This is a genomic window from Mesorhizobium sp. NFR06 (assembly GCF_900115245.1).
GTDB lineage: Bacteria > Pseudomonadota > Alphaproteobacteria > Rhizobiales > Rhizobiaceae > Mesorhizobium.
In genome coordinates this window covers 110,399-131,554 of sequence record NZ_FOVT01000003.1, presented here as the reverse complement: position 1 = coordinate 131,554, position 21,156 = coordinate 110,399, and the positions used below count along the sequence as shown (strand labels likewise).

The window sequence follows — 21,156 nt, the reverse complement described above, 5'->3', positions numbered from 1 at the left end:
GTCCAAAATGACGCGGGGCAGCGGTCGAAACGGCCTTGAAGGATTATATCGTGTTACGATATGTAGCCGCCCGACGACCGGTCGGCGATCGAGCCGCCAGAAAGCTGAGTTCCGATGAAATCCGCCAAAGCCGGAAACGGCCACCTTCGCGACTTCACCACCGATCCGCGTGTTCTGTTGATCGCGGCCATTGCGGTCGTGGTCGCGACCGCCGGGCTGTTCGCCGGTATCGTGCTTTTGAAGCTCATCCGGCTTGCCACCAACATTGCCTATTTCGGCCAGTTCACGCTCGCAGAGCTGAGGCTTGAAGACACGCCACTCGGGTACGCGGCGGTGATCGTGCCGGTGATCGGCGCGCTGATCATCGGCCTTATGGCGCGCTTTGGCAGCGAGAAGATCCGCGGTCACGGCATTCCCGAGGCCATCGAGGCGATCCTGCTCGGACGCTCGCGGCTCGACGCCAAGGTCGCGGTGCTGAAGCCGCTGTCGTCGGCGATCTCGATCGGCTCAGGCGGGCCGTTCGGCGCCGAAGGCCCGATCATCATGACCGGCGGCGCCATCGGCTCGCTCATCGCGCAGATGCTGCCGGTCAGCGATAATGAGCGCAAGACGCTGCTGGTGGCAGGTGCCGCTGCCGGCATGACGACCGTGTTCGGCACACCGATTGCCGCGATCATGCTCGCCGTCGAGCTGCTGCTGTTCGAATGGACGCCGCGCAGCTTCATCCCCGTCGCCGTCGCCGCGATCGTCGCGGAAGTCGAACGCAGCCTGCTGCACCTGCCGGGTCCGATCTTTCCGTTCTCAGGGACCATGGAGGCATCGCCTGCCGGGCTGGGCGGCTGGGTGCTGGTCGGCATTGCCTCCGGGCTTCTTTCGGGTCTGCTGACGCAATTGGTCTATGCCTGCGAGGACGCCTTCCTAAAGCTGCCGATACACTGGATGTGGTGGCCGATGATCGGCGGCCTGGTGGTCGGCATCGGCGGGCTGATCGAGCCTCACGCGCTTGGCGTCGGCTACGACAACATCGCCAACATGCTCGACGGCCGCATGATCGCGGCGGCGGCGCTCACGCTGCTCGTGGTGAAGGCCATCATCTGGTCGGTCGCGCTGGGCTCCGGCACCTCGGGCGGCGTGCTGGCGCCGCTGCTCATCATGGGCGGCGCGATGGGCGCGGTGCTTTCGGGCATCCTGCCCGAGGCGAGCCCCGGCTTCTGGCCGCTGCTGGCGATGGCCGCGACCATGGGCGGCACCATGCGCGCGCCGCTCACCGCGACCTTCTTCGCGGTCGAACTCACCGGCAACACGCATGTTCTGGTGCCGCTGATCGCGGCCTGCGCCACAGCCCATGCGGTCACCGTGCTGTTGATGAAGCGCTCGATCCTGACGGAAAAAGTGGCCAGGCGAGGACATCATCTCGTCCGCGAATACCGTGTCGATCCTTTCGCGCTGACCAGGGTCAAGGAAGTGATGACCACTAATGTCGAGAGCGTCCCGGCGACGATGACGCTGCACGGCGCGGCAGCCTTCCTGACCGCGCCGGACACGCGGCATCCGAGCTTCCCGGTGACCGACGAAGCGGGGCATGTGCTCGGCGTCATCGATCCGCCGGCGATCCTGCGCTGGCGGCGGGCCGGCATGCACCGCAAGGCCACGCTCGGCGAATTGCTTGCCGGCAGCAAGATTACGCTCGCCTATCCGGACGAATATCTGGAGGGGCTTTCGGACAAGCTCCTGCTCGCCAATGTCTCGCACCTGCCGGTCGTGTCACGCGAGGACGCGCGGCTGGTCGGCTATGTCGGGTGGAAGGACTTGATGCGCGTGCGGTCGAAGAAGCTGGCGGAGGAGCGCGACCGTTCGGCGCTGCTCAGCTTCGGTGTGCGACGCAAGGCACAACACAGCGCCGGCGATCCGGCTTAGGATCCTCTTCAGGGCGTCGCGCCACGACGTTTTGCCCAGGCCAGCACGTAGAGCCTCAGCGCCGACGACAGGTTCGCATCGCGGGTCCGCGTCTCGTCGATCTCGGCGACCAGAGCCGCAAGCGACAGCGAGCGCTCCGCGGCGATGGCGATGAGGTCGTCATAGAATGGTTGTTCCAGCGAAAAGCTGGTGCGGTGACCGCGGATCGTTACCGAACGTTTTTCGACCGCGGCCATTGCAGGACTCAGCGTTCGCCAGGATCGTCGGTCTTTTCACGGCGATGATTGGCCACGAATCGATCGGCCCTTTCGGATGTCAGCCGGTCGCGCTCGCGCTCGGCTTTCGAGCGGCCGTGCAGGGCCCGGTTCTCGCCGGCCTGGCGTTCCTTTTCGATGCGCGCTTTGTGCTTGCGGGCCTGGCGGAGATTGACGACCTCGCCCATGGCGCCGGACTACTTCTTGCGGAAGGCGTCGAGCGAAACGACGTCGGCGCCCTTGCCGCCGGTCTCGGCGACTGCCGGCTTCTTCTCGGCCTCGGCGGCCTTCTTCTTCGTTTCGGCCTTCTTCTCCGGGACGACGGCGATCGGCTCGGCCGCCGGAGCAACGGCCTCGTCTTCAACTCCCTCCGTCTTGACGTCGAATTCGAGTTCGAAATTGACCGACGGATCGTAGAAGCCGCGCACGGCGGAGAAGGGAATTTCGAGCTTTTCCGGAACGTCGGAGAAGGAAAGTCCGACCTCGAAGCCGGCGTCCGTCACCTTCAAGTCCCAGTACTGGAACTGAATGACGATGGTCATCTGCTCCGGATAGCGCTCGCGCAGCCTGGACGAAATGCGCACGCCCGGCGCGCCGGTCAGGAAGGTGATGAAGAAATGATGATTGCCTGGAAGGCCGGTGCGCGCGACCTCGGCCAGGACCTTGCGCATAACCCCGCGCAAGGCCTCCTGGGCCAGAATGTCGTAGCGGATGTGGTCGTCGGCCATGTGATGGTCGGATTCCGTTGAATCGTCCGCATAGCTGTAATCAAGCTTGGGCGCGGCGTAAACCGCATATAGGCGCAAAGCCGTGAGGCCAAGAGGGGTGCCGGCGATTTGATCGCTCAGGCGTGGGCGAGCACCGCCTGCCTGGCCGGCGACGTTTTCCGCCGGCCGAAGGCGGCGAGGAAGGTCCGCACCCCATTGCTGGCGGAGCGCAGCACCTCCTCCTCGGTCGGCATGCCGCCCAGCATGAAAGTGATCTGAAGCTCGGCATTGACGAGGGCCAGAAACTGGCGCGCCGCGACGTCCGGGTCGCCGATCGCAAGATGGCCGGCAAAGGCAAGCCGGGCGAACCGGGCGGCAAGCGCCGACCAGGTGCGGCCCGGGCCCTGTTCGCGCCATTCGGCAAACAGTTCCGGATACCGCTCGCCTTCGGCCTGGATCAGCTTGCGCAGGAAACGGCCGTCGCGGTTGCAGATGCAGTTGCGGTTCATGCGCACCGCAAAGCCGATCAGATCGGCTTCGAGATCGGCGGGCTGATCGGGGAAGGTGGCGATGGTGGCGAAGATGCCTGCATTGCAGCGCTTGGTCAGGTCGCGCACGACGGCGACAAAGAGGTTTTCCTTGTCGCCATGATGATTGTAGACGGTTTGCCGCGAAACACCGGCCTCGGCAGCGATCAGGTCGATATTGGCGCCGGCATAGCCTTCCCGGCAGAAAACCGAGGCGGCAGCGTCGACCACCGACACGCGCTTGGCCTCATGGCTGCGTGGCGGGAAAGTGTCAGGAGAAACGCCAGGCTTCATAAAAATCTATATAGCGGTGATTGACGAATTGGACAAGCCTGTCTAAATTTGTGGACACAACAAAGGGAATCCGGGCTGTAGGATTCCCGCAGGATGGAACGTCCTGGGTTTAGACGCCGGTATTTCGCGGCGGCAACCAGATCCGAAAAGAGCCTTCTCATGAGTCCCAAATTCCTCCGCATCGCGGTCGTGCTCGGCTTGTTGTCCGCAATCGGCCCGTTCGCCATCGATATGTACCTTCCCGCGCTGCCCTCGATCGGCCAGGATCTGCATGCCGGCACCGCCGCCGTGCAGATGAGCCTTTTGATCTTTTTCCTGTCGATGGGTTTTGGGCAGATCGTCGTGGGGCCGATCTCCGACATGGTCGGCCGCAAGGTGCCGCTCTACGCTGGCTTGGCGCTGTTCATGGTCGGCGGCGTCGGATCGGCAATGGCGCCGAGCATTGAGTGGCTGATCGCCTTCCGTTTCCTGCAGGGCCTCGGCGCCAGCGCCGGCATGGCGGTGCCGCGGGCGATCGTGCGCGACCTGCACACCGGCAACGAGGCAGCCAAGCTGATGTCGCTTCTGATGCTGGTGTTCTCGGTGTCGCCTATTCTGGCGCCGCTGACGGGCAGCCAGATCATCGAGAGTTTCGGCTGGCGCGCGGTGTTCTGGACGGTGACGGGCGCCGCGGCACTTGCCACCATTTTGCTTGCCACCTCGCTCAAGGAGACACGCTCGGCGGAAGAGCGCGCCAACTCGTCCTTCGGCACGGCATTGGCTGGCTACCGCTACCTGATGGGCGACCGCAACTTCCTCGGCCTGACGGCGATCGCCGGCTTCGGCATTGCGAGCTTCTTCGTCTATCTGTCGAGCTCGTCGTTCATCCTGATCGACCATTACGGGCTGTCGCCGTCCGTCTATAGCGTGTTCTTCTCGATCAACGCCGTGGCGTTCATCGGCATGTCGCAACTCACCGGGCTGCTGGCGGATCGTTTTGGTTTGAAGCGCGTCGTCTGGGTGGCGGTCACAGGCTATGCCACGGTGATGGTGGCGCTGTTCGCGATCATGGCTTCCGGCGTCGACCGGCTCGATGTGATGGCAGCTCTGCTCTTTGTCGGCTACGGCTTCCTTGGCCTGGTCATCCCGACCACCTCGGTGCTGGCGATGGAAGAGCATGGCGAGATCGCCGGCACGGCCTCGGCGCTGATGGGCACGCTGCACTTTGCCATCGGCGCGCTGGCAATGGGCGTTGCCGGCATCTTCTTCGACGGCACGCCGTTGCCGATGGTGGCCGGCATCACGCTCTGCGCGGTGATTTCGTTCACGCTGGCCAAGCTCACGCTCGGCCGTGCGCGCGAAGCGGCCGAGGCGCCGGCGGAATAAGACCCCACAAAACAACGGAAAAAGGCCGGCTCGCCCGGCCTTTTTCATGTTTGTCGCAAGCCTGCTTGATTGATGACGAAGCGCAGCCGCTCATCGACCGGCGCTAGCGGCAAGGGTATCAGCTCATAGCCGAGCTCGGCATAGACGCCGGTCACCGAGCGGACCGTGCGCTCGGCCTCGTCGAGCGTCTGCTTGCGCTCATCGTCCTGGGTGAAAATCTCCGGCCATGGCGGCGCGACGAAGACCCGACGCGCGTAGCGGAATGTCGCCGCCGCGGTCTTGACGTGATCCGGCACTGGCAGGCCGCAGAGCCTGAGGTAGCCGATCGTGTCGGGCACGCCGCGGTCGAAGAAGACTTGGCCGGTTAATTCGCGCGCGGCGTGCCAGGAGCGCAGTTCCCACGACAGCATCAGTTCGGCAAAGAGCGCGCGGTCCTGCCAGGGAAGGGCAGGGCCGCCGATCGCCATCTGGTCGCGTATGATGCCGCGTCCGGCTTCGGGCGCGGTCGCAAAGCCTTCGGCCGCAGCGCTTCGATCAGCGTGGTCTTGCCGGAGCCGGGGCCGCCGGAACGGCAGGGCGGCCGCCGCGCACTCAAAGCGCCGCACGAGCCTTGGCCGTTCTGTTGGTCTGGGAAGAAGCAATGGGGGAAGGTGGAGGTTTCTGTTGCCAGGTACCTCCGAACCCCGCCTAGAAGTGCGAACCTCTAGGACTTGATTTGAAGCGTTCGCGCCGCATTAAGCAGCGAGACGAGCTTCCGCATAGTTGTCGTTGGCAACTATAAGTTTAGCCCGATGACGGTGGTACAATGCCGGGCAAAAGTACGATCTTTACACCTTCGTCGATCCTATTTCGCCCCCAGCAAAAGCCGCTCCGTCAGCAAGAGCGGTTTTTGGTGGAGGCGCCGGGTACCGCCCCCGGGTCCGAACGGCTTATTACATCGCCTGTTTATCGCCATAGTCGGTCAAGCCGACGAAGCGAATATAGGGAGCGATAACGGAAAAAGAAAGGCCAAACCGGCGCTTATCCGGTTATGCCAATCCGTACAGCCAAGGGTTGACTTGCGCCCTTAGTCAATCAAAGCTCGCGCCTGCGATGAGGAGTCTCTGACCTAGCGCACAGGTTGCGCGCCGCGCCACAACCCTCATCGATCGGATCCGTGGCGCCGACGAGGGGAAGTTTGATGGCCGATTATCTTGCGGATGTGAAGAAATACGATGCCGGCGCCAGCGCCGAAGCGGTCGATAAGATCGTCAAGCATCTGGGCATTGCGCTGCGGAACCGCGATTCCTCGCTGGTGTCCTGCACCGACTCGAAAGAACTCGACCGCGTGCGGGAGAACTGGATCGGCAAGAAGCTCGGCATCTCGGATGCCGCGAAGGCCAACGCCTCGATCGAGAAGACCTGCAAGGCTATGCAGGCGGACAACACCAAGAGCCGCGTGACGTTCTATTACCTGGTTGCCAAGGACCTCGGCAAACTCGGTTCACTCTGAAGCTCGGCTACCCGGGGCCGGCACGATACCGTGCCGGCGCCGTGTGCCTTTCGCCCGGTCCACATCTGCATCCGCTTTACGGTGTTCGACCGGGCGTCAGTCGGGTATGATTGCGTGACCGAATCGAGGCGAAGCCGATGCGCCAATATCTCGACCTTTTGAAGCATGTGCTGGAAAGCGGTGTCGATCGCGGCGACCGCACCGGCACCGGCACGCGCTCGGTGTTCGGCTACCAGATGCGCTTCGACCTGTCGCGCGGCTTCCCGGTCACGACCACCAAGAAGCTGCATCTGAAGTCGATCATCCACGAACTGTTGTGGTTCCTGGCCGGCGACACCAACATCAAATATCTCAACGACCGCGGTGTCAGCATCTGGGACGAATGGGCCGACGAGAACGGCGATCTCGGCCCGGTCTACGGCAAGCAGTGGCGCTCATGGCCGGACGGGCATGGCGGCGAGATCGACCAGATTGCGAATCTTTTGAAAGAGATACGCAAAAATCCCAATTCGCGCCGGCTGATCGTCTCGGCCTGGAACCCGGCCGAAGTCGAGGCGATGGCGCTGCCGCCCTGCCACTGCCTGTTCCAGTTCTATGTCTCGGAGGGCCGGCTTTCCTGCCAGCTCTACCAGCGCTCCGCCGACATTTTCCTCGGCGTGCCGTTCAACATCGCTTCCTACGCCTTGCTCACCATGATGGTGGCGCAGGTGACCGGGCTGAAACCCGGCGACTTCGTCCACACGCTCGGCGACGCGCATCTTTACGCGAACCATTTCGAGCAGGCGCGCGAACAGATGCGGCGCACCCCCAAGGCGCTGCCGACGATGTGGATCAATCCCGACATCAAGGATCTTTTCGCCTTCCGTTTCGAGGACTTCCGCCTCGAAAACTATTTCGCGGACGCCAACATCAAGGCGCCGATCGCGGTGTAGAGCTCGGGCCTCGGCCGCGGAATTGCCGCCCACGTACCGGTCAGTCGATGCCGACCATCCGAGGCCTTGATCACGGCATAGGCTCGCCTGCCTTTATCGAGCGCCAGGTCGGCGATCGCTTCGTTGGTGATCGACGCTGGGACGATGGCGCCGCCGCCAATGTCGATCCTGACATGCAAGGTGGTGCATGCCATGACGATCTCGCTAACCTTACCCTTTGAGAATGTTGCGGGCGCCGATTTTCATGCGTCTCTCCGTTGTGCTCGGACGTGCCGTTTCGCATTCGTCGTAGGCTGAGGTCAAGCCCGGCGCACAATGCTACGGCACGCGAAACACCTTCCCTTGTTATGTTCATCCGGATATATCGGTTCGAGGCTTTGGGCCGAACGATTTTCAAACCTGGAGAGATTTATGACCGGCAAGGCTTTTGGACTGAAGGCGATCGCCGTTGGCGGCCTGACGGCGACGCTGATGGCCATCATGCCGGCGGCCCATGCCGACGACAAGGTGATCGTATTTGCCGCCGCCAGCCTCAAGGATGCGCTTGACGCGGTCAACAAGGCCTGCGAGCCGGAGGTCGGCGAAGCGGCGACGATTTCCTATGCGGCAAGCTCGGCGCTGGCCAGGCAGATCGAAGCCGGCGCGCCGGCTGACGTCTTCGTTTCGGCCGACCTTGACTGGATGAAGTATCTCTCCGACAAGAAGTTGACCCAACCAGACACCGAAGTGAAGCTGCTCGGCAACCGGATCGTGCTGGTGGCGCCGAAGGATTCCACTGTCGAGGTCAAGGTCGAGAAAGGCTTCGATCTCACCAAGCTCATCGGCGACGGCAGGCTCGCCATGGGCGATGTCAAGGCCGTGCCGGCCGGCAAATATGGCAAGGCGGCGCTGGAATCGCTGGGCGTCTGGTCGTCCGTCGAGGGCAAGGTCGCGCAGGCCGAGAATGTTCGCGCTGCGCTGAAGCTGGTGTCGACAGGCGAAGCACCGCTTGGCATCGTCTATGCCACCGACGCGCATGCCGACAAGGGCGTCAAGATCGTCGGTACCTTCCCTGAGGATTCGCATCCGCCGATCATCTACCCGATTGCCCAGACCGCCGATTCGAAGGACAAGGACACGACTGCGTTCCTGAAGTGCGTCGAGTCGGCCAAGGCGGCGGATCTCTTCAAGGAACAGGGTTTTACGGTGCTCGCGCCGAGCAACTGAGAAAGACCTGACATCGCACATGACCTGGCTGCTGGACCTAACGCCCGACGAATGGAATGCGGTCCGGTTGTCCATCAAGGTGGCAACGGTGGCGATGATCGCCAGCCTGCCGCCCGGCATTCTGCTCGCGCTCCTGCTGGCCAGGGGGCGCTTCTGGGGCAAGACCCTTCTCAATGGGCTGGTGCACCTGCCGCTGATCCTGCCGCCGGTGGTGACCGGCTATCTGCTGTTGCTCGCCTTCGGCCGGCGTGGGCCGGCCGGTGTCCTCCTCGCCGAGCATTTCGGCATCGTCTTGTCGTTCCGCTGGACCGGCGCGGCATTGGCCTGCGGCGTCATGGGTTTTCCGCTGATGGTGCGGGCGATCCGGCTATCGATCGAGGCGGTCGACCGCAGGATGGAGGCCGCCGCCGGCACGCTCGGCGCCAATCCGCTCTGGGTGTTCGCCACCATTACGCTGCCGCTGATCCTGCCCGGCCTGATCGCCGGCGCTATCCTTTCCTTTGCCAAGGCGATGGGCGAGTTCGGCGCCACCATCACCTTCGTCTCCAACATTCCCAACGAAACGCAGACACTGCCCTCGGCGATCTACACCTTCACGCAGGTGCCGGGCGGCGATGAAGGCGCGCTCAGGCTGACGCTGATTTCGATCGCCATCTCGATGGTCGCGCTGGTCGCGTCGGAAGTGCTGGCGCGGCGCGTCGGCCGGCGGATGGACATCGAATGACGCTCGCGGTCGATATTCATCATCGGCTCGGTGATTTCGCCATTGAAGCCCAATTCGAAAGCGCCGGCCGGCTGACGGCGCTTTTCGGGCCGTCTGGCTCAGGCAAATCGACGCTCATCAACCTGATCGCCGGGCTGATCCGTCCCGACAACGGCCGCATCGTGGCTGACGAGCGCGTGCTGATCGACACAGCCGCGCGCATCTTCGTGCCGATGCACAAGCGGCGGATCGGCATGGTGTTCCAGGATGCGCGGCTGTTCCCGCATATGAGCGTTACCGGCAACTTGCGCTACGGCCGCTGGTTCACGCCATCTTCCGAGCGCTACGCCAAAATGGATGCGGTGGTCGACCTGCTCGGCATCGGTCACCTCCTCGACCGGCGGCCGGCCAAGCTGTCGGGTGGCGAAAGGCAGCGTGTCGCGATCGGCCGAGCCTTGCTTGCCAGCCCGAAACTTTTGTTGATGGACGAGCCGCTCGCCTCGCTCGACGAGGCGCGCAAGGCCGAGATCCTGCCCTATATCGAGCGGCTGCGCGACGAGACGAAAATCCCGATCGTCTATGTCAGCCATTCCGTAGCCGAGGTGGCGCGGCTGGCAAGCGACGTGGTCGTGCTTGCCCAGGGCAAGGTCGCAGCCTCCGGCCCGACCGTGGCGATCATGCAGCGGCTCGACCTATTGCCGGCGGAGGAGCGGAGCGAAGGCGGCGCGGTGCTCGACACCACGGTGCTGCGCCACGACGAGGCTTTCGGCATGACGGTGCTTGCCTCGCGGGCCGGCGAAATCCGTGTGCCGCGCCTTGCGCATCCGGTCGGAGCTTCGGTACGGCTGCGTGTCCGGGCCCGCGACGTCATGATTGCGACCGAGCAGCCGTCGGGCCTCAGCGCGCTCAATATTTTAGCGGGAACGATTTCTGCCGTCAGGCCGGGAATCGGGCCCACGGTGGAGATCGCCGTCGATTGCAATGGCGCGACCGTGCTGGCGCGCATCACCGAACAGTCAAAGCACACTCTGCGCCTTGCGCTCGGTCGCAAGGTCTTCGCGGTGGTCAAGACCGTGAGTTTCGACAGTGAGACGACCTGGGCCGGACTGCCGGTCGACGCCGACGGATGACGGAAGAGCCGCATCGCTATGTTGTTTTGGAATAGCGATATGATCGCAGAACGGTTAAACTCGCCGTGATCGCGGAGGATAGGACGTGCCGTCGCTGAGCTTGCGGATAAATCTCGACCCCGACGGAAGGATCGGTCCGGGCAAGATAGAGCTTCTCGAGCAGATCGCCGCCTTCGGCTCGATCTCGGCCGCGGCACGCGGCATGGAGATGTCCTACAAGCATGCCTGGGACCTGGTCGAGGACATGAACCGCGTGTTCGGCAAGCCGCTGGTCGCTGCGCAGACCGGCGGGCGGAAAGGCGGCGGCGCGCAATTGACCTCGGTCGGTCTTGCCGTCGTCAGCCGCTTCAGGGCCATAGAGCGAGCCGCGTCGTCGGCCGCCGCCGTCCATATGCAGGCCTTGCAGGCGGAGATCGACGCGGGATGAGGCAGTAGGCAGTAGGCAGTAGGCAGTAGGCAGTAGCTGCCTATCCTGGCTTTCGCAGCAGATAGGTGTCCATTATCCAGCCCTTGTTTCGCCGGGCTTCCTCGCGGACTTTTTCGATTTCGGCGCCGACATCGCCCAACTGGCCGGAAATGATGATTTCGTCGGGCGTGCCGAGATAGGCGCCCCACTGGATGAAGACATCCTTGTCGGTGAGCGTGTTGAAGGCGCATTTGCCGTCGAGCATGACCACCGTTGTGCCGGCATTGGCAGGCAGGCCTTCCTCCGTCAGCCGCCGGCCGGTTGTGACCAGGATCGAATCGCCGATGCGGTTGAGCGCGGTCGCATGGGCGGCGGCGAGCGCCTGGATCGCGGTGATGCCTGGAATGACTTCGAGCTCGAAGCCCACATTGCCCCTGACCCGCACGCGTTCGAGGATGCGCAACGCGCTATCGTAGAGTGACGGGTCGCCCCAGATCAGGAATGCGCCGCAGCCGTCCCCGGCAAGCTCGTCGCGGATCAGGGCCTCATAGATTTCGGCAATCGCTTCGTGCCAGTCGTCGACGGTGACGCGATAGGACGACGTCGGCTCGGCGCGAACCGGCACGTCGAACTCGACCCGTCGCGATTTGGGATTGGTCACGAAGCGGTCGCAGATCTGCCGGCGCAGATCCGCGAGATCGTTCTTCTTGGCTCCCTTGTCGGGAATGAACAGCACATCTGCGCGGTTCAGGCCGTTGATGGCCTGGACCGTCATATGGTCGGGATTGCCGGCACCGATGCCGATAACGAGAAGCTTGCGCATGGCGATCTCCTGCCCGATCGGCAGCGCGGTGTCCAGAAGTCACAGCAACGGCGAGGAAGGGCTTTGAAACGCCACACTGAAACAGGTAGATGAAGGGCGCATCCGGCCAATCCCGGTAACGCCGCAGAGAGGGGGGGCCATGTTGCGCACCGTACTGACCGCAGCGCTGGCAGTGATGGCCGCGCCGGCCTTCGCCAATGATTCCGTCGCCGAGCTCGGCACCGGCGGCCTGATCCTGTCGCGCAGCGACGCCGTTGCCATGCAAAGCGAGGACCTTTTCATCTCACCCGAAAAGGTGACGGTCGACTATGTGTTCCGCAACAACACCGACAAGGATGTCGATGCGATCGTCGCCTTCCCGATGCCCGACATTTCAGGCGATCCCGAAGAAATGCCGGCGATCCCGGAGAACCAGAGCGACAATTTCCTCGGCTTCGAGGTGACCGTCGATGGCGTCGCGGCCAAGCCGCAGCTCGAACAGAAGGTGTTCGCGCTGGGTATCGACATCAGCGCCGACCTGAAAGCGCAGAATGTGCCGTTCAATCCGTTCGGCGATGCCGCCAAGGCGGCGTTGGCGAAATTGCCCGGGGCGGTTGCCGCGGACTGGGAGAACCGCGGTATCATCATCGAGGATCCGGAAGCGGACAACGGACAAGGCGCCACGCTTTCCTACACGCCGTTCTGGCAGTTGCGCTCGACCTATTGGTGGCGCTCGGCCTTCCCGGCCAACAAGGAAGTCCACGTCTCGCATCGTTACAAGCCGAGCGTCGGCGGCACGTCCTCGGTCAGCTTCTTCTACGATGGCCAGTTCCAGCACCCGCAATACGATACCTACAAGACCCGCTACTGCATGGACGATGCGTTCGCGAATGCGGTGCGCAAGGCAGCCAAGGCAAGTCCGGACGGCTATCCGAAATATTATGAGAGCCGCATCGCCTATATCCTGACCACGGGCGGCAACTGGGCGGCCGGCACCATCGGCAACTTCAAGCTGACCATAGACAAGGGCAGCGCCGACAATTTGGTGTCCTTCTGCGGCGACAATGTCCGCAAGGTCGGCCCGACGACGTTCGAGATGACGGCCAAGGATTTTTATCCAGAGCACGACATCGACATCCTGCTGCTCCGGCCTTCGGACAAGGATGGGAACGGCGGCTGATGGATATCGCGATCTATGTCGCCATTGCCGAAAACGGCGTGATCGGACGCGAAGGCGGCCTGCCGTGGCGGCTTTCCACCGATCTCAAGCGCTTCAAGGCCGACACGATGGGCAAACCGATCATCATGGGCCGCAAGACCTACGAAGGCATCGGCCGGCCGCTGCCCGGCCGGCTCAACATCGTGGTGACGCGCGACAAAGCCTGGCGCGCCGAAGGCATCGAGGTGGCCCATTCGCTGGGTGACGCGATCACGCTGGCCAAGGCGCGCGGCCGCTGCATGGCGGGCGTCGATGAGATCTGCGTGGTCGGCGGCGGCGAGATCTATGCGCAGGCCCTGCCGGTCGCCGACCGCCTGCATGTCACGCATGTGCTCGCCATAGTCGATGGCGATGCGCATTTCCCGCCGATCGACCCAAGCATCTGGCGGGTCGTCAGCGCCGAGGATTTTCCTGCTGGCGAGAAGGACAGCCACGCCACCCGCTATACGGTGTACGAGCGCCGCCGCGACGATCATTGACGACGACAAAGGGTCGCTACCGATCCAAATCGCACGGTGGCGGTGGCACATCGCGTTGAAAGCGGGCCAAGGCGTCCCTATAGAAGAACGATGTTACGTCGGCGCGCGTCCCACCGGGCGCGCAAGAGGCCGCTGTAAAACTTTGATTTTGGCGCACGATTCCTTTTCGAAAACCGATATGGGTTTTCCGGGTCTTGCGTTAGGATTGCGCCGCAAGGCCCGAGGGAACCGAAGCGAAAGGACATTCATGCCCTGGAACGACAAGAGCGGCGGCGGCGGCCCATGGGGCGGCGGCGGCAATCAGGGGCCCTGGGGGCAGGGACCGAAAGGGCCGAGCGGCCCGCAGGGTTCGCCTCCCGATCTTGAAGATATCATCCGTCGTGGCCAGGACAGGCTGCGGCGCGCGCTTCCAGGCGGCGGCGGCGCAAGCCCGGCCGTGCTCGGACTGATTGCGCTTGCCCTCATCGTGCTGTGGGCCTTCAAGGCGATCTATACGGTGCAGCCCGACGAGGTTGCCGTCGAGCTGCGCTTCGGCCAGCCAAAGACCGAGCTTTCGCAGCCCGGCCTGCATTTCCACTGGTGGCCGATCGAAACGGTCGAGACCGCCAAGATCTCCGAGCAGCTCGTCAGCATCGGCGGTGGCTCGACCAGCGGCTCCGGGCTGATGCTTTCTGGCGATCAGAACATCGTCAACGTGCAGTTCTCGGTCGCCTACCAGGTCTCCGATCCCAAGGCCTATCTGTTCGATGTTTCCGATCCCGACGGCATGGTGACCCAGGTGGCCGAGAGCGCCATGCGCGAGGTCGTCGGCCGGCGCCCGGCGCAGGATATCTTCCGCGACGATCGCCAGGGCATCGCAACCGCGGTGCGCGAGATCATCCAGACGACGCTCGACGGTTACAAGACCGGCCTCCAGGTCAACGCGATCTCGATCGAGGACGCGGCGCCGCCGCGTGAGGTCGCCGATGCCTTCGACGAGGTGCAGCGCGCCGAGCAGGACGAGGACAAGTTCGTCGAGCAGGCCAACCAGTACTCCAACCAGAAGCTCGGGCAGGCGCGCGGCCAGGCGGCGCAGATCCGCGAAGATGCCGCCGCCTACAAGAACCGCGTCGTGCAGGAGGCGGAAGGCGAGGCGCAACGCTTCATCTCCGTCTACAACGAATACGCCAAGGCGCCCGACGTCACGCGCAAGCGCCTTTATCTCGAAACCATGGAGAGGATCCTGAAGGACTCGAACAAGGTCGTCGTCGAGCAGGGCAACGGTCAGGGCGTGCTGCCCTACTTGCCGCTGCCGGCATTGCAGCCGAAAACGCAGCCGGCGCCGGCCCCCCTGGGCGGCACGACGGGAGGTAACCAGTGATGGCAAACCGTCTCCCCGTCATCGCCGTCATCGCGGCTGTCCTTCTGTTTTTGCTCTATTCCTCGGTGTTCGTGGTCAGCGCCGGCCAGCAGGCGATCGTGCTCAGGTTCGGCGAGATCATCGACGTCAAGAGCGAGCCCGGCATCTACTTCAAGGCGCCGTTCGCCTTCTTCGATGCCGACAGCGTGCAAATGGTCGAGAAGCGGGTGATGCGCTTCGACCTCGACAACATCCGCGTCCAGGTCTCGGGCGGCAAGTTCTACGAGGTCGACGCCTTCATCGCCTACCGCATCTCGGATCCGCGCACCTTCCGCGCGGCGGTGTCCGGACAGGTGGAACTGGCCGAGGCCCGGCTGAGGACGCGTCTCGATGCGGCGCTGCGCCGCGTCTACGGCCTGCGCGACTTCGAGGCCGCGCTCTCCGAGGAGCGCGGCGTCATGATGCGCGAGGTGCGCGATCAGCTTCGCCCCGACGCGACCTCGCTCGGTCTCGACATCGAGGATGTGCGCATCCGCCGCACGGACCTGACCGCGGAGGTCTCGCAGCAGACCTACGACCGCATGAAGGCCGAGCGTCTGGCCGAAGCCGAGCGGCTGCGGGCCCGTGGCAACGAGGCGGCTCAACGCATCCGGGCGCGAGCCGACCGCGAGGTCGTCGAGATCGTCGCCGAGGCGCAAAAGGAATCGGAGATCCTGCGCGGTGAGGGCGAGGCGCAGCGCAGCGCGACCTTCGCGGACGCCTATAAGCGCGATCCGGCGTTCTTCGATTTCTACCGCTCGATGAACGCCTATGGCACCGCGCTGGACAACACCGGCACGACGATGGTGCTCTCGCCCGAGTCCGAGTTCTTCCGCTACTTCCGCGATCCGGACAGCAAGCCTCAGCCCGCCCAGCCGGCGGCGTCGCAGCCTGGAACCGGGCAACCGGCAGCGCCGGCCACGCAACCCAGCACCGCCCAGTAGCGGCGGTGCAGGATTTTGTCGCGGCGATCGGTCTGGTCCTCGTGATCGAAGGCTTGGTCTATGGCGGGTTTCCGGGCTTGGCCCGGAAACTGGCGACGGAAGTGCTGTCGATGCCCGAGAACGTGTTGCGGATCGGAGGGCTCGCCGCAATCGCCGTCGGCGTCGCCATCGTCTGGCTGGTGCGCGGCTGACGAAAATTCCTTAGAGCCGGATGATTTCAGGTCAGATCGACCTGAAATCTGAATCCGTCTCTAAATCAAAGAAGTAGAGCATGATGTCGTCCGAAAACCGCCTCACACTTTTCGGCATCATGCCCTAGTGCCGCGGCGATTGACGATTTATCCTTCGCCGAGAGCTGTGGCCGCAAACGTGCCGTAATTCTTGCCAACATGAACCGGACAGGCGTCTTTGCGGAAGCGCCTTCCCTTTCAGAGAACACCGGGAGGCCATGATGATATCCGACACCCTGTTGCGCGCGGCGCGGCGCACGTTCTTCGCCGGCGCCACGGCATTCGTGGTTGGCATTGTTGCCGTTCCGTCGTTCGTCACGCCGACGATCGCCTCCGACGGACCGCCTTCTGTCGCCGATCTCGCCGAGCGGCTGCTTGGCGCGGTGGTCAACATCTCGACCTCGCAGACGGTGAAGGGCACGGAAGGGCCGGGCGCGGTGCCGATGCCGCAACTGCCCGAGGGCTCGCCGTTCCAGGACTTTTTCGATGATTTCTTCAAGAACCGCGGCGGCGACAAGGGCGGCGCCGCGCAGAGAGTGCAATCTCTCGGCTCCGGCTTCGTCATCGACGCCGAACAGGGCATCGTGGTGACCAACAACCACGTCATTGCCGACGCAGACGACATCGAGGTGAATTTCTCCGACGGCGTCACGCTGAAGGCGAAGCTGATCGGCACCGACACCAAGACCGATGTCGCGGTGCTGAAGGTCGAACCCAAGGGCCACAAGCTGACCGCGGTGAAATTCGGCGATTCCACCAAGATGCGGGTCGGCGACTGGGTGATGGCGATCGGCAATCCGTTCGGCCTCGGCGGCACGGTAACGGTCGGCATCGTCTCGGCGCGCAACCGCGACATCAATTCCGGTCCTTATGACGATTTCATCCAGACCGACGCCGCCATCAATCGCGGCAATTCCGGCGGTCCGCTGTTCAATGCCGAGGGCGAGGTTATCGGCATCAACACGGCGATCATCTCGCCGTCGGGCGGCTCTATCGGTATCGGTTTTTCCATTCCCTCGCAGCTTGCCGCCGGTGTCGTCGATCAGCTTCGCCAGTATGGCGAGACGCGGCGCGGCTGGCTTGGCGTGCGCATCCAGCCGGTGACGGACGACATCGCCGAAAGCCTCGGCATGGCTACCGCCAAGGGCGCGCTGGTGGCCGGCGTCATCAAGGGCGGCCCTGTCGACAACGGTTCCGTACAGGCCGGCGACGTCATCATCAAGTTCGATGGCAAGGATATCCATGAAATGCGCGATCTGCCGCGCGTCGTGGCGGAAAGCCCGGTCGGCAAGGCGGTCGACGTCGTCATCGTGCGCAAGGGCGTCGAGCAGACCGTCAAGGTGACGCTCGGACGGCTCGAGGACGGCGAGAAGCTGGCCAGCGGCGAGAACGGCAACACCGACCAGGAGAACAACGACAAGACAACCCCGCCGGTATCGACGGCTTCCGTGCTTGGCATGACGGTTGGCGAGCTCAACGACCAGACCCGGCAGAAATTCGGCATTGCCGCCGACGTGTCGGGCGTCGTCATCACCGATGTCGCCAAGGACTCAGCGGCGGCCGAGCGCGGCATCCAGCCCGGCGAGGTGATCACCGAGATCGCGCAGGAATCGGTCGGCACGCCGAAGGACGTGATGGACCGGATCGGCGCGCTGAAGGAGCAGGGGCGCAAGAATGCGCTCCTGATGCTGGCCTCGAAGACCGGCGAACTGCGTTTCGTGACGATCCGGATGGATTGATTCCGGAAAACAGCCCAATCGGCTGAGTTTCAATGAAAAAGGGTGGCTAGCGGGCCGCCCTTTTTCGTGCCTGCCAATCCTCACGCGACAGCCGGTATAGAGCATGCCGCTTGAGATGCGGGTGGCTGTCGGGAACGGCGGGGTGGTCGAAATCGGCATCGGGATCGGCGCGCATGCCGAGGCGCTTCATGACGGCGATGGACCGGTGATTGTCGCGGACAGCGAACGACACGATTTCGTCGACGCCAAGCGTTTCGAAACCGAAGGCAAGCCAGGCTTCCGATGCCTCGGTGACATAGCCCTTGCCCCAGAATTCAGGCGCCAGCCGCCAGCCGATCTCGATCGTGCCGGCCGGGAGGGTGTCGACGTCGTCCGTTTCGAGCAACCCGACGAAGCCGATGCATTCGCCGGTTTCTGCAATCTCGGCTGCGGCGAAGCCGTAGCCATCCTCATCGATCCAGGCGCGCAGCTCGTCCATTTTGGCATCCGCCGCGGCACGGTCGCGGCGGAACGGGAAGAATTCCATCACGCGTTCGTCGGAGTTGATGCGGTGGAAGAGCTCGCGGTCGCGGTCTTCCCAGTTGCGCAAGATGAGGCGCTCGGTGCGGATCGGCTTCATTCGACAAACTCTTCTTTGCGGTAGCCCTGGAGATAGAGCAGCGCGGTCAGGTCGCCGTGATCGATGCGAGTCCGCGCCTGCTCCGCCACCGCCGGCTTGGCGTGCAGGGCGACGCCGGTGCCGGCAAGGCGGATCATGTCGAGATCGTTGGCGCCGTCGCCGACCGCGATGGCATCCTCGGTCGCCAGCCCGAGCCTAGCCGCGATGTCGAGCAGCGCCTCCGCCTTGGCCGCGCGCCCGAGGATCGGCTCGGCCACCACCCCGGTGAATTTTCCACCGTCCTCGATCAAGCGGTTTGCCCGGTTTTCCTGGAACCCCAGCATGCCGGCAATGCGGCTGGTGAAGACGTCGAAGCCGCCCGAGACCAGCGCCGTCCAGGCGCCATTGGCGCGCATCGTGCGCACCAGCGCACGGCCGCCGGCGGCGAGCGTCAGCCGGTTGGCGATGATGCGGTCGACCACGGCCGTGTCGAGGCCTTTCAGCAAGGCGACGCGCTCGCGCAAGGCGGGCTCGAAAGCGATCTCACCATTCATCGAGCGCGCGGTGATCGCCGCCACATGTTCCTTGACGCCGATTTCGTCGGCCAGTTCATCGATGCATTCCTGGTCGATCATCGTCGAATCCATATCGGCAAGCAGGATCTTCTTCCTTCTGCCCTCGGCGGATTGAACGATGACGTCGACCGGCTCGGAAGCCAGCGCCGCGCGCAGATTGGCGGTCATTTCGCCGATATCGGGCGTCCGCGGCAAAACGAGATCGCAGGCGACGTCTTCAGCCAGCCAATGAACGGCGCTTGCGCCGGCGGCCTGCAAGGCCATATTCGCAATCGAGGCCGGCACGGCGCGGGCTTCTGGACGGGACACTAAGGTGGCGATCAGCGGCATTGAAAAATCCGGCAAGCAGGCGGGCGAAGGCCGCGTCAAGAACGCGATCCTGATAGCCGGGCCGACAGCCAGCGGCAAGTCGGCGCTGGCGCTCGATCTCGCCGAACGCAAGGGCGGCGTCATCGTCAACGCCGATTCCATGCAAGTCTATTCGGTGCTCGATGTTTTGACGGCGCGGCCGAGCGCCTCGGAGATGGCTCGCGTACCGCACTTCCTCTACGGTCATGTGCATCCCTCGACAGCTTATTCCACGGGCGCCTGGCTGCGCGATGTGACGAGGCTGATAGAGGACGGCGTCCTGGCGGACCGTCCAGCCATTTTCGTCGGCGGCACCGGGCTCTACTTCCGCGCGCTGGCCGAAGGCATCTCGGACATGCCGGACATTCCAGCATCGGTGCGCGAACGCTGGCGCTACGAACTCAAGGAGCAAGGCGCCGAAAGGCTGCATCGCGTGCTGATGCGTGAGGATTCGACCGTGGCCATGCAGCTCAGGCCGACCGACGGCCAGCGCATCGTGCGGGCGCTGGAAGTGCTCGACGCTTCCGGGCGCTCGATCCTGGAATGGCAGGCGGCGCGCGGTCGCCCGCTGATCGATCGCGACAGCGCGCGCTTTCTGGTGATCGAGCCGGACCGGGAGCAACTGGTGCGGCGCATAGAAGCGCGTTTCGACCAGATGCTCGACAAGGGCGCGCTCGAGGAAGTGCGGCAGCTCACGACGCTCGACCTCGACCCGGACCTGCCGGCGATGAAGGCGATCGGGGTGCGCGAGCTGCAGGCGGCGATGGCCGGACAGTCAGGTTTTCCCGAAGCGATCGAACGCGCCAAGATCGCGACCCGGCAGTATGCCAAGCGTCAGGCGACCTGGTTCAGGCACCAGCTGGGCGCGGAGTGGCGCAGGCTGCGGCCGGGCAATGAACCGGCCGTTCAGGACTGACGAATACTGCTTTCAATCAGTGCCTTAAAATCGCTGACTCCAATTCCCGCCAGGGTTGTTCGGGTTAACGGTCCGTAAGTTCCGCCATGCCATAACCTCAAGGGTTGCAGTACCGCGGGGAATTGATGCGTTTCCACAAGGCGGAATCCGCTTTTTTCGTCTTTATTTTCGTGATCCTGGCCGCGGGCCTGGTGACCTTCCATGCCTATGGCCAATTGCAGGACATCGCCGCCGACCTCGATGCGGCATCGCGCGTCGACAAAATCATCTATCTCAACAAATTGTTGTTCGTCACCGGGGCGCTGCTGGCGACCGCCCTGTTCTTCGGCACCTTCTTCATCTACCCGCTGATCCGTGGACAGGTGCGGGAAGAGGGCAAGCTGAGGGCAATGACGGTTTCGCTCAGCGCCCGGTCGCAAACGTTCGAGCAGGCTGCGCTCACCGACGGTCTGACCGGAATGCAGAACCGCCGCTATTTCGATGATGCGCTGCGCGAATATCTCCTCGAATTTCGTCGCATCGACAGGCCGGTCGGGCTGATGATCCTCGATCTCGATCACTTCAAACAGGTCAACGACACCCATGGTCATGATGTCGGCGACGAGGTGCTGAGGGCCGTTGCCACTTGCCTGCGAGGCATGACGCGCTATCACGATGTCGTTGCGCGGCTAGGCGGCGAAGAGTTTGCCGTGGTCACGCCAAACATGGATGTCGAACTGCTTGCCAGATTCGCCGAGCGCATCCGCAAGGCGATTGCCAACATGTCGATCCTGTCGGGCAATGTGCGGCTGAAAATCACCACCAGCGTCGGGCTTGCCGTCTGGGACCATAAGGAGAGCGCTGAGGACTTCTACCGCCGCGCCGACCGCCAGCTCTACGAGGCGAAGAAGCAAGGCCGCAACCGCGTCTGCGCCTAAAATTCCGAAGATGAATTCGTGAGGCCGGCCGTATGCCGCCGTTTCCTGCGCTTCCGGTGCTCACGGACTTTATGTCCG

Annotated in this window: 23 protein-coding genes, 1 other RNA gene and 2 pseudogenes; 16 read left to right on the top strand and 10 right to left on the bottom strand. The window is 63.7% G+C overall.

Features of this window, described 5'->3' with window-relative positions; genetic code table 11:
• Window positions 1–114: 114 nt before the first annotated feature.
• A complete protein-coding gene (locus F3H96_RS07415) occupies window positions 115–1,917 on the top strand; it encodes a chloride channel protein (RefSeq protein WP_149791292.1) in 1,803 nt (600 codons plus the stop codon).
• Window positions 1,918–1,925: 8 nt separating this feature from the next.
• On the opposite strand, the gene F3H96_RS07410 is transcribed toward F3H96_RS07415, so the two are convergent.
• From F3H96_RS07410 to F3H96_RS07395, 4 genes are all read right to left on the bottom strand, one after another.
• Window positions 1,926–2,153, bottom strand: coding sequence for a ribbon-helix-helix domain-containing protein (locus tag F3H96_RS07410; RefSeq protein WP_149791291.1), 228 nt, complete (start codon window positions 2,151–2,153; stop codon window positions 1,926–1,928).
• Window positions 2,154–2,161: 8 nt separating this feature from the next.
• Window positions 2,162–2,359 (bottom strand): DUF4169 family protein, encoded by a 198-nt coding sequence (locus F3H96_RS07405; protein ID WP_149791290.1) that lies wholly within the window; start codon window positions 2,357–2,359, stop codon window positions 2,162–2,164.
• 9 nt (window positions 2,360–2,368) lie between these two features.
• Window positions 2,369–2,899 (bottom strand): SspB family protein, encoded by a 531-nt coding sequence (locus tag F3H96_RS07400; RefSeq protein WP_149791289.1) that lies wholly within the window; start codon window positions 2,897–2,899, stop codon window positions 2,369–2,371.
• Between the two features lie 116 nt (window positions 2,900–3,015).
• Window positions 3,016–3,699, bottom strand: coding sequence for a TetR/AcrR family transcriptional regulator (locus F3H96_RS07395; RefSeq protein ID WP_149791288.1), 684 nt, complete (start codon window positions 3,697–3,699; stop codon window positions 3,016–3,018).
• A gap of 159 nt (window positions 3,700–3,858) precedes the next feature.
• Here F3H96_RS07395 and F3H96_RS07390 point away from each other — a divergent pair, with 159 nt between their 5' ends.
• Complete coding sequence (locus tag F3H96_RS07390; protein WP_149791287.1) at window positions 3,859–5,064, top strand: multidrug effflux MFS transporter; 1,206 nt, start codon at window positions 3,859–3,861, stop codon at window positions 5,062–5,064.
• 44 nt (window positions 5,065–5,108) lie between these two features.
• Here F3H96_RS07390 and F3H96_RS07385 read toward each other — a convergent pair.
• Together F3H96_RS07385 and ssrA are read right to left on the bottom strand one after the other, a co-directional pair.
• A pseudogene (locus F3H96_RS07385) lies at window positions 5,109–5,659 on the bottom strand (AAA family ATPase).
• A gap of 54 nt (window positions 5,660–5,713) precedes the next feature.
• Window positions 5,714–6,074, bottom strand: a transfer-messenger RNA (tmRNA) gene (ssrA, locus tag F3H96_RS07380).
• 170 nt (window positions 6,075–6,244) lie between these two features.
• On the opposite strand from ssrA, the gene F3H96_RS07375 reads away from it, so the two are divergent.
• Together F3H96_RS07375 and F3H96_RS07370 are read left to right on the top strand one after the other, a co-directional pair.
• Window positions 6,245–6,556, top strand: coding sequence for a DUF2853 family protein (locus F3H96_RS07375; protein ID WP_149791286.1), 312 nt, complete (start codon window positions 6,245–6,247; stop codon window positions 6,554–6,556).
• Between the two features lie 137 nt (window positions 6,557–6,693).
• The gene (locus F3H96_RS07370) at window positions 6,694–7,488 is read left to right on the top strand and encodes a thymidylate synthase (protein WP_149791285.1); all 795 of its coding nucleotides are present in this window, start codon (window positions 6,694–6,696) and stop codon (window positions 7,486–7,488) included.
• Window positions 7,489–7,544: 56 nt separating this feature from the next.
• Here F3H96_RS07370 and F3H96_RS07365 read toward each other — a convergent pair.
• Window positions 7,545–7,734, bottom strand: a pseudogene (locus F3H96_RS07365) (TOBE domain-containing protein); the annotation flags it as partial.
• A 165-nt stretch (window positions 7,735–7,899) separates the two neighbouring features.
• On the opposite strand from F3H96_RS07365, the gene modA reads away from it, so the two are divergent.
• The 4 genes from modA (at window position 7,900) to F3H96_RS07345 (ending at window position 10,954) form a co-directional block, all read left to right on the top strand.
• Complete coding sequence (gene modA, locus F3H96_RS07360; RefSeq protein WP_149791284.1) at window positions 7,900–8,694, top strand: molybdate ABC transporter substrate-binding protein; 795 nt, start codon at window positions 7,900–7,902, stop codon at window positions 8,692–8,694.
• Window positions 8,695–8,713: 19 nt separating this feature from the next.
• Complete coding sequence (gene modB, locus F3H96_RS07355) at window positions 8,714–9,418, top strand: molybdate ABC transporter permease subunit (protein WP_149791283.1); 705 nt, start codon at window positions 8,714–8,716, stop codon at window positions 9,416–9,418.
• Window positions 9,415–10,527, top strand: a complete 1,113-nt coding sequence (modC, locus tag F3H96_RS07350; protein WP_149791282.1) for a molybdenum ABC transporter ATP-binding protein — start codon at window positions 9,415–9,417, stop codon at window positions 10,525–10,527. Before modB ends, modC begins: the two co-directional genes overlap by 4 nt.
• An 85-nt stretch (window positions 10,528–10,612) precedes the next feature.
• Entirely contained in the window at window positions 10,613–10,954 is a 342-nt protein-coding gene (locus tag F3H96_RS07345; protein ID WP_040982165.1) for a winged helix-turn-helix domain-containing protein, read from the top strand.
• 40 nt (window positions 10,955–10,994) lie between these two features.
• Here the strand turns inward: F3H96_RS07345 and cobF are convergent, their stop codons facing one another.
• Window positions 10,995–11,756 carry a precorrin-6A synthase (deacetylating) gene (gene cobF / locus F3H96_RS07340; RefSeq protein ID WP_149791281.1) on the bottom strand — a complete coding sequence of 254 codons (762 nt, stop codon included), beginning with the start codon at window positions 11,754–11,756 and terminating at the stop codon, window positions 10,995–10,997.
• Window positions 11,757–11,895: 139 nt separating this feature from the next.
• On the opposite strand from cobF, the gene F3H96_RS07335 reads away from it, so the two are divergent.
• The 6 genes from F3H96_RS07335 (at window position 11,896) to F3H96_RS07310 (ending at window position 17,724) form a co-directional block, all read left to right on the top strand.
• Window positions 11,896–12,915, top strand: coding sequence for a DUF4424 domain-containing protein (locus tag F3H96_RS07335; RefSeq protein WP_149791280.1), 1,020 nt, complete (start codon window positions 11,896–11,898; stop codon window positions 12,913–12,915).
• The gene (locus F3H96_RS07330) at window positions 12,915–13,433 is read left to right on the top strand and encodes a dihydrofolate reductase (RefSeq protein ID WP_149791279.1); all 519 of its coding nucleotides are present in this window, start codon (window positions 12,915–12,917) and stop codon (window positions 13,431–13,433) included. Before F3H96_RS07335 ends, F3H96_RS07330 begins: the two co-directional genes overlap by 1 nt.
• Before the next feature lie 247 nt (window positions 13,434–13,680).
• Window positions 13,681–14,793, top strand: a complete 1,113-nt coding sequence (hflK, locus tag F3H96_RS07325; protein WP_149791278.1) for an FtsH protease activity modulator HflK — start codon at window positions 13,681–13,683, stop codon at window positions 14,791–14,793.
• Complete coding sequence (locus tag F3H96_RS07320; protein ID WP_149791277.1) at window positions 14,793–15,755, top strand: protease modulator HflC; 963 nt, start codon at window positions 14,793–14,795, stop codon at window positions 15,753–15,755. The genes hflK and F3H96_RS07320 overlap by 1 nt, the downstream gene beginning before the upstream one ends.
• 5 nt (window positions 15,756–15,760) lie before the next feature.
• Window positions 15,761–15,946, top strand: coding sequence for a DUF2065 domain-containing protein (locus F3H96_RS07315; protein WP_149791276.1), 186 nt, complete (start codon window positions 15,761–15,763; stop codon window positions 15,944–15,946).
• A gap of 260 nt (window positions 15,947–16,206) precedes the next feature.
• Window positions 16,207–17,724: a DegQ family serine endoprotease gene (locus F3H96_RS07310; protein WP_149791275.1), complete on the top strand. Its 1,518-nt coding sequence runs from the start codon at window positions 16,207–16,209 to the stop codon at window positions 17,722–17,724.
• 46 nt (window positions 17,725–17,770) lie between these two features.
• On the opposite strand, the gene F3H96_RS07305 is transcribed toward F3H96_RS07310, so the two are convergent.
• The gene (locus F3H96_RS07305) at window positions 17,771–18,343 is read right to left on the bottom strand and encodes a GNAT family N-acetyltransferase (RefSeq protein WP_149791274.1); all 573 of its coding nucleotides are present in this window, start codon (window positions 18,341–18,343) and stop codon (window positions 17,771–17,773) included.
• The gene (gene serB, locus F3H96_RS07300; RefSeq protein WP_149791273.1) at window positions 18,340–19,227 is read right to left on the bottom strand and encodes a phosphoserine phosphatase SerB; all 888 of its coding nucleotides are present in this window, start codon (window positions 19,225–19,227) and stop codon (window positions 18,340–18,342) included. Before serB ends, F3H96_RS07305 begins: the two co-directional genes overlap by 4 nt.
• Between serB and miaA the strand changes: the two genes are divergently transcribed.
• A complete protein-coding gene (gene miaA / locus F3H96_RS07295) occupies window positions 19,217–20,161 on the top strand; it encodes a tRNA (adenosine(37)-N6)-dimethylallyltransferase MiaA (protein WP_149791556.1) in 945 nt (314 codons plus the stop codon). The two genes, serB and miaA, sit on opposite strands and share 11 nt — an antisense overlap.
• A gap of 125 nt (window positions 20,162–20,286) precedes the next feature.
• Window positions 20,287–21,078, top strand: coding sequence for a GGDEF domain-containing protein (locus tag F3H96_RS07290; protein WP_149791272.1), 792 nt, complete (start codon window positions 20,287–20,289; stop codon window positions 21,076–21,078).
• The last annotated feature ends 78 nt before the right edge of the window (window positions 21,079–21,156 follow it).

Coding starts and splice junctions, on each gene's coding strand:
- cobF (WP_149791281.1), bottom strand. CDS start 11,756: ATGCGCAAGCTTCTCGTTATCGGCATCGGTGCCGGCAATCCCGACCAT.
- F3H96_RS07370 (WP_149791285.1), top strand. CDS start 6,694: ATGCGCCAATATCTCGACCTTTTGAAGCATGTGCTGGAAAGCGGTGTC.
- hflK (WP_149791278.1), top strand. CDS start 13,681: ATGCCCTGGAACGACAAGAGCGGCGGCGGCGGCCCATGGGGCGGCGGC.
- F3H96_RS07320 (WP_149791277.1), top strand. CDS start 14,793: ATGGCAAACCGTCTCCCCGTCATCGCCGTCATCGCGGCTGTCCTTCTG.
- F3H96_RS07335 (WP_149791280.1), top strand. CDS start 11,896: ATGTTGCGCACCGTACTGACCGCAGCGCTGGCAGTGATGGCCGCGCCG.
- F3H96_RS07390 (WP_149791287.1), top strand. CDS start 3,859: ATGAGTCCCAAATTCCTCCGCATCGCGGTCGTGCTCGGCTTGTTGTCC.
- serB (WP_149791273.1), bottom strand. CDS start 19,227: ATGCCGCTGATCGCCACCTTAGTGTCCCGTCCAGAAGCCCGCGCCGTG.
- modC (WP_149791282.1), top strand. CDS start 9,415: ATGACGCTCGCGGTCGATATTCATCATCGGCTCGGTGATTTCGCCATT.
- F3H96_RS07310 (WP_149791275.1), top strand. CDS start 16,207: ATGATATCCGACACCCTGTTGCGCGCGGCGCGGCGCACGTTCTTCGCC.
- F3H96_RS07305 (WP_149791274.1), bottom strand. CDS start 18,343: ATGAAGCCGATCCGCACCGAGCGCCTCATCTTGCGCAACTGGGAAGAC.
- modB (WP_149791283.1), top strand. CDS start 8,714: ATGACCTGGCTGCTGGACCTAACGCCCGACGAATGGAATGCGGTCCGG.
- modA (WP_149791284.1), top strand. CDS start 7,900: ATGACCGGCAAGGCTTTTGGACTGAAGGCGATCGCCGTTGGCGGCCTG.
- F3H96_RS07400 (WP_149791289.1), bottom strand. CDS start 2,899: ATGGCCGACGACCACATCCGCTACGACATTCTGGCCCAGGAGGCCTTG.
- F3H96_RS07375 (WP_149791286.1), top strand. CDS start 6,245: ATGGCCGATTATCTTGCGGATGTGAAGAAATACGATGCCGGCGCCAGC.
- F3H96_RS07405 (WP_149791290.1), bottom strand. CDS start 2,359: ATGGGCGAGGTCGTCAATCTCCGCCAGGCCCGCAAGCACAAAGCGCGC.
- F3H96_RS07415 (WP_149791292.1), top strand. CDS start 115: ATGAAATCCGCCAAAGCCGGAAACGGCCACCTTCGCGACTTCACCACC.
- F3H96_RS07290 (WP_149791272.1), top strand. CDS start 20,287: ATGCGTTTCCACAAGGCGGAATCCGCTTTTTTCGTCTTTATTTTCGTG.
- F3H96_RS07410 (WP_149791291.1), bottom strand. CDS start 2,153: ATGGCCGCGGTCGAAAAACGTTCGGTAACGATCCGCGGTCACCGCACC.
- F3H96_RS07395 (WP_149791288.1), bottom strand. CDS start 3,699: ATGAAGCCTGGCGTTTCTCCTGACACTTTCCCGCCACGCAGCCATGAG.
- F3H96_RS07330 (WP_149791279.1), top strand. CDS start 12,915: ATGGATATCGCGATCTATGTCGCCATTGCCGAAAACGGCGTGATCGGA.